6 protein-coding genes are annotated in these 5,178 nt (G+C 44.9%); 2 read left to right on the forward strand and 4 right to left on the reverse strand.

Features of this window, described 5'->3' with window-relative positions:
• Nucleotides 1-1,839, forward strand: a 1,839-nt coding sequence (locus QZ938_RS32665) for an EAL domain-containing protein (RefSeq protein WP_367181885.1), incomplete at its 5' end; no start/stop codon positions are given.
• A 651-nt stretch (nucleotides 1,840-2,490) separates the two neighbouring features.
• Here QZ938_RS32665 and QZ938_RS32670 read toward each other — a convergent pair.
• Nucleotides 2,491-2,646, reverse strand: a complete 156-nt coding sequence (locus tag QZ938_RS32670) for a hypothetical protein (protein ID WP_293356448.1) — start codon at nucleotides 2,644-2,646, stop codon at nucleotides 2,491-2,493.
• 146 nt (nucleotides 2,647-2,792) lie between these two features.
• On the reverse strand, nucleotides 2,793-3,269 hold the full coding sequence (locus QZ938_RS32675; protein ID WP_293356451.1) for a hypothetical protein: 477 nt from the start codon (nucleotides 3,267-3,269) through the stop codon (nucleotides 2,793-2,795).
• Between the two features lie 164 nt (nucleotides 3,270-3,433).
• Here QZ938_RS32675 and QZ938_RS32680 point away from each other — a divergent pair, with 164 nt between their 5' ends.
• The gene (locus QZ938_RS32680) at nucleotides 3,434-3,673 is read left to right on the forward strand and encodes a hypothetical protein (RefSeq protein ID WP_293356454.1); all 240 of its coding nucleotides are present in this window, start codon (nucleotides 3,434-3,436) and stop codon (nucleotides 3,671-3,673) included.
• A gap of 139 nt (nucleotides 3,674-3,812) precedes the next feature.
• On the opposite strand, the gene QZ938_RS32685 is transcribed toward QZ938_RS32680, so the two are convergent.
• Complete coding sequence (locus QZ938_RS32685) at nucleotides 3,813-3,953, reverse strand: hypothetical protein (RefSeq protein ID WP_293356457.1); 141 nt, start codon at nucleotides 3,951-3,953, stop codon at nucleotides 3,813-3,815.
• A gap of 120 nt (nucleotides 3,954-4,073) precedes the next feature.
• Nucleotides 4,074-4,946: an IS200/IS605 family accessory protein TnpB-related protein gene (locus QZ938_RS32690; RefSeq protein WP_293356460.1), complete on the reverse strand. Its 873-nt coding sequence runs from the start codon at nucleotides 4,944-4,946 to the stop codon at nucleotides 4,074-4,076.
• Nucleotides 4,947-5,178 lie beyond the last annotated feature (232 nt).

A 5,178-nucleotide genomic window follows, 5' to 3' on the forward strand; every position in this document is an offset into this window, starting at 1 on the left:
ATTCCCAATTCCCAATTCCCAATTCCCAATTCCCAATTCCCAATTCCCAATTCCCAATTCCCAATTCCCAATTCCCAATTCCCAATTCCCAATTCCCATACTATTTTTATGAATAATCCTGCTATTCTAATTATTGACGACGAACCAGATAACTTTGATGTCATTGAAACCCTGTTGAGCGATTTAGACTATCAGTTACATTATGCTGCCAATGGGGAAGAGGCAATCGATTCTCTAGACCTTTTTCGGCCCGATTTAATTTTACTGGATGTGATGATGGCTGGGATAGATGGGATAGAAGTATGTCGGCGGATTAAAGCTATGCCACAATGGGAATTTGTGCCAATCGTTATGGTGACAGCCCTCATCACCAAAACGGATTTAGCTAGATGCTTCGCGGCTGGAGCGGATGACTTTATTAGCAAGCCGATTAATCGTTTGGAGTTAAGAGCAAGAGTGCGCTCTATGTTACGCATTCACCAGCAATACCAGCAATTAGCTACTTTCAATACCAGATTGGAAACAACGGTGCAACAGCGCACGGCTCAGTTGCAAACCATGATTTTTCAAGATGCACTCACAACGCTACCCAGTCGCACTTTCTTGCTTCAAAAGTTGGCTGAGCTTGTACAAACAGGAGATATTTCCTTTGCAGTAATTTATCTAGATTGCGATCGCTTCAAACTGGTGAATAGTTCTTTTGGTTATATCGTCGGCAATCAGTTGCTCCTTGCCGTCGCACAAAGGTTACAAGACTATCTGCGCCCTGGTGATGTTCTAGCGCGGGTAGGTGAGGATGAGTTTTGCTTTTTGCTTTATCAAATCGATGGCGAGAAAGTCCTGGAGTCATTTATAGAATCGATTCTGCGGAGCTTTGACGCATCTTTTGTGCTGCCAGATTGTGAAATATTTATGACAGCTTGTATCGGGATTGCTTTAGGCAGCAGCGCTTACCAACAACCGGAAGAACCCCTACAAGATGCTGATACAGCAATGTACAAAGCTAAACTTCGCGGCAAAGGTTGCTATCAAATATTTGAGCCTGAAATGTCTTTGGCTATGCTCAATCGCCTGACTCTGGAAAATGATTTGCAACGGGCGCTGAAACATCAAGAGTTTGTCACTTATTATCAGCCGATTGTCAATCTACAAACTGAACAAGTTTGTGGTTTTGAAGCGTTGGTGCGCTGGAAACATCCGGTGCGGGGTATGGTTTCACCGGGAGAATTTATTCCCTGCATGGAAGAAACAGGGCTGATTGTACCAGTGGGAATGGTGGTGTTGCAGCAGGCGTGCGAGCAACTTCGTGCGTGGGAGCAACAGGGGTGGAGGGAGTTGACGGTGAGCGTAAACCTTTCTGTGCGACAATTTGCTTGCCCGACTCTTTTGTCTGATATCGATCGAGTTTTGGCAGAAACTCAAGTTAATCCCGCTCGACTAAAATTGGAAATTACCGAAAGTGCGATTATGGAAAATGCGATCGCGGCGATCGCACTGACTGAACAATTGCGCGATCGACAAATTCAGATTAGCATTGATGATTTCGGCACGGGATATTCTTCCTTGGGCTACCTGCACCGTTTTCCAGTGGACTATCTCAAAATCGATCGCTCTTTTGTCAGTGAAATTTTTGCCGGGAATCGTAACTATCAAGTGGTGAATACTATTATTGCTCTGAGCGATCGACTCGAACTCGCCGTTATTGCCGAAGGTATTGAAACAACTGAGCAACTGAGCTGGCTGCAACAACTTGGCTGCGAGTTCGGACAGGGCTATTTATTTTCTAAGCCTTTGCCAGCGACTGAAATTGAAAGAATTTATCTGGCACAAACAAGCTGAAAAGTCTTCCAAAAGAGCGTTACAAGGAAGAAATAAAGATAAATTTTGGTCTGGGAGTTCGAGGTCTTAGAGTTCTAGAATATCGTTGGGCTTGTGACTGGTCAAACATTTGAGGATAAAGCGAACAAATTAAACAAACTAGCGTAGTTGTAAGAGCGATCGCACTTTGAGTTCAGTTAATCCCCTCTGGGTAGTACAAATCGTCACCCGGCAGCCGCCGATCGATAATTTCTTGTCTGTCGAAGTAAATAGAGCTTATACCAATTAACTATGAAGCTGCACTCCATGGAAAGCCTAAAATCCTTTCCGGTAAAGGATCTATTCCATGCAGATTCATAGAAAAATGGTATTGCTGAATAAAAGTAGAAAGCTTGCCAGATAACGGTTTCAATCTTTCTTGGTTCTACCAAAATGCAAGTTATAGGATTATAGAGGCTCAAAACCCTTGCAATGAAAGTTGTTAGTTTCTGGATAAATTTGGGATTTTATACCAATTCACTATGAAGCTGCACTCCATGGAAAGCCTGAAATTATTTCCGGCAAAGGATCTATTCGATGCAACTTCATAGAAAAATGGTATTAGCAATAAACCTACTATTTTTTGAGCTGGGTAGCCTCGTTTTTCTACTACGCACACTTTTTCAGTAAGCCCTAAATATGGGCGTGAAAACCAACAATTTCGATGGTGTCTTCTTTCATCATTTTCAGTGGGGTGTTGAGCCGACATTTGCACAAAACGGCTGTTAACTGAGCGGCTAACTTGACTGATAGCAAACTGCGGAATTCAGCCAGCAGTGTTGTTCGCACTTACTCCGTTAATTCCATCCAACTCAACAGCAGATAACACTTTGGGTTCCATCGCGTACAGATCGTTTGGGAATGCTCCGCTCCCGTGCGATCGTCAAACTACCGGCTGCATTATTCGGCCACCGCTAGCAGCGGTTCGCTGCAACTCAATCTTCCTGCGGGTAGAACAGGTTGCCCTGATGAAGCCACGCCCGAGAAGCCGGATCTCGCCGCTTGCTCCATTGCCTAAAAGCAGCGCTGCCGCCTAAAGCAGCATTTTCAATAGTTTCGGCACTCACTCCCAGCCGTTTTGCTAAATCGGCAGCTTTTAGGGGTCGCAGCTTCATTGCAGGCTGCCCTGCTGCAAAATGAGGCGAACTTTTGAATTGGCGTTGAATTCCCGCTTCTAAGGCTGCAACTCGCCCTTGTAAACCAGCAATTTCTGCTTGCAGTCGGGCGAAATTTTCCCTCGTTTCGGAAGCTATTGCTTCGGTAGAGAGCGCTGGGGCTGTTTCAAAGAATTGCCTGATGATTTTGACGAGCGCGGCACTTTCGGTCAAAGACTCCTCTGCCATGTAGTCGCGCAACTTTTGGTGTTGCTCTGCTGGTAGGTACCCCACAATTCTGAAGTTCTTGGTTGCCATCGGCTCTCTGGTTCGGGATAGTAGTTGCTGGTGGCGAGCTTGTTTGGCGAGCTTGTTTGCTGAACCAGAGAGCCTTCACTGCTGGCGCTCCCCCGATCGGCTCGCAGTATGCCGCACCACGTGCTTTTAAGGCATACTGACCCCCCGGCTATTTCCGAGCTGGTGTGCCTGTACGTGCTATTATAGCACAGAAAATGCTCGCCCTCGCGCAGGTACTCCAACACGCAGCTAACAGATCCATCAGGCTTCCCAGCAACTCGGGCGGTATGCGGATAATTAAGATGGCGAATCACCGAAATAGGAGGAAAAACATGAGCGCGAATAGCTACTTAATTCCTGGCGAAACATTCAGTATTGGCACTCAATTAGATCGCTATCAATCCTTTCTTTCCGACGATATTTAGCGAAACTATCGAGTTAGTTTACGCGGTTTTTGGCGAGAGTGCATTTTTGGCGTTGCTTAATCAAGGTATGAAAATCGATAACTTGAAAACTCAGCTATATTGATTGACTCGCTTGTTTCATTTTTTCATATTCAGTCGTTCATACCATTGCAGCAGCAACGCCCATTTTTAGCCCCTTCCAAAAACCGAGCATCGAGTCCGCCGCGAAAAATCGTTTACCACAAAGAATTGGTTGAAAGCCCCAAGCCCGATCGGGAGAAATTAAAATCAGACAATTCATTACTCCAATACTCGGACTTAAGGGTAGAGGTCGCTCTTTGGGGGTCAACCCTCAAGCGGTCAACTGTCCCAGGTCAACTGTTGAAGATTCCTTAATGCAGGCTTTTTGAACACTCCCCAGCTAAATCAAAGATTCTAGCTGGGGATTCTTAACGCAAGTTACTAAGCTCCATAAGGAACTCAGTGTTACAGGTGTCCGCTGTGAATGAGAAGAATTTCGATCTTCCCAAACCTTGCTGAATTTAGAATTGGTTAGAACCGCATACCAATATCTAGCACCGATGTTATACGACGCTGACAGATCGCAGTTGTATTGCTTTCCATTTTGAAACGTGGCTTGGGTGAAGTTTTTCTTGTCACGTTTCAGCTTACCCGAACCGTCAAATGCGTATGCACTGGTATATTTGGCATTCACTTTTTCCACGGTTCCACCCAATTCCGAAAATTTCATGACAGCTAGATCGACAGTGCGATCCTTACACCATTGATGAAACCGTTGTTTCATGACTGTACCTTTCTTTCCAGCTTTCGCTTTCGGGTTTGACAAATCCTCAAACACGATCGTTTTCACACCATGTTCTTTGGCAAATTTGACGATTTGCGTTGAAACCTGCTGTGCAATAGATTCATTGATATTTGAGGATTTGCGGTACAAACCTTTACAGAAACCTCTTCCAAGTTTCTGACCTGTCAATTTCATGGTTTGACGGGATTTCTTTTTGATTCGCATTCTACGTCGATCTCTTCGGTCTATGTCTCTAGCAGGGTTGATGAACTTCCTTGCTTTTACAGTACCGTCCTTGCCAACAATAGAAGCGGTTGCAGCGTTATTGATACCCAGATCGACGGCGCAAACACAATCAGATTTTGCAATCGAATTAATTACGACTTTGACAGGCATTGACAAATGAACTCCCCGGTTATTGGCAATCAGAGAAGGAGATTGAATCTCGTTCCCAGCGACCAAATGACGGTTCTTTCCATAATTCTTCACCTTCAGCTTTTCGATCCATATCCAATCAGTTCCGTTCCAGACTTTGAGATCTACGGATTGATGATTAGTGTTGTATCGGATCTGCTGACCCTTATACAGAGCGGGGGTATCGGCTCAATAAGTAGGGGTAGCAGTTAATCTGGCTGCCAAGACAATCCCAAGGGATAAAGAGCAGATTTGGAGCGAATAATAGTGGACAGAGAGGGAATAACTCCAAGTTGAGAAATTCGGT

It is taken from the genome of Microcoleus sp. CAWBG27 (assembly GCF_020883145.1).
In the GTDB taxonomy this organism is placed as follows: domain Bacteria; phylum Cyanobacteriota; class Cyanobacteriia; order Cyanobacteriales; family Microcoleaceae; genus Microcoleus.

Excerpts from the sequence above, each read along its gene's own strand:
- QZ938_RS32675 (WP_293356451.1), bottom strand. The coding sequence starts at position 3,269 with ATGGCAACCAAGAACTTCAGAATTGTGGGGTACCTACCAGCAGAGCAA.
- QZ938_RS32685 (WP_293356457.1), bottom strand. The coding sequence starts at position 3,953 with ATGAATTGTCTGATTTTAATTTCTCCCGATCGGGCTTGGGGCTTTCAA.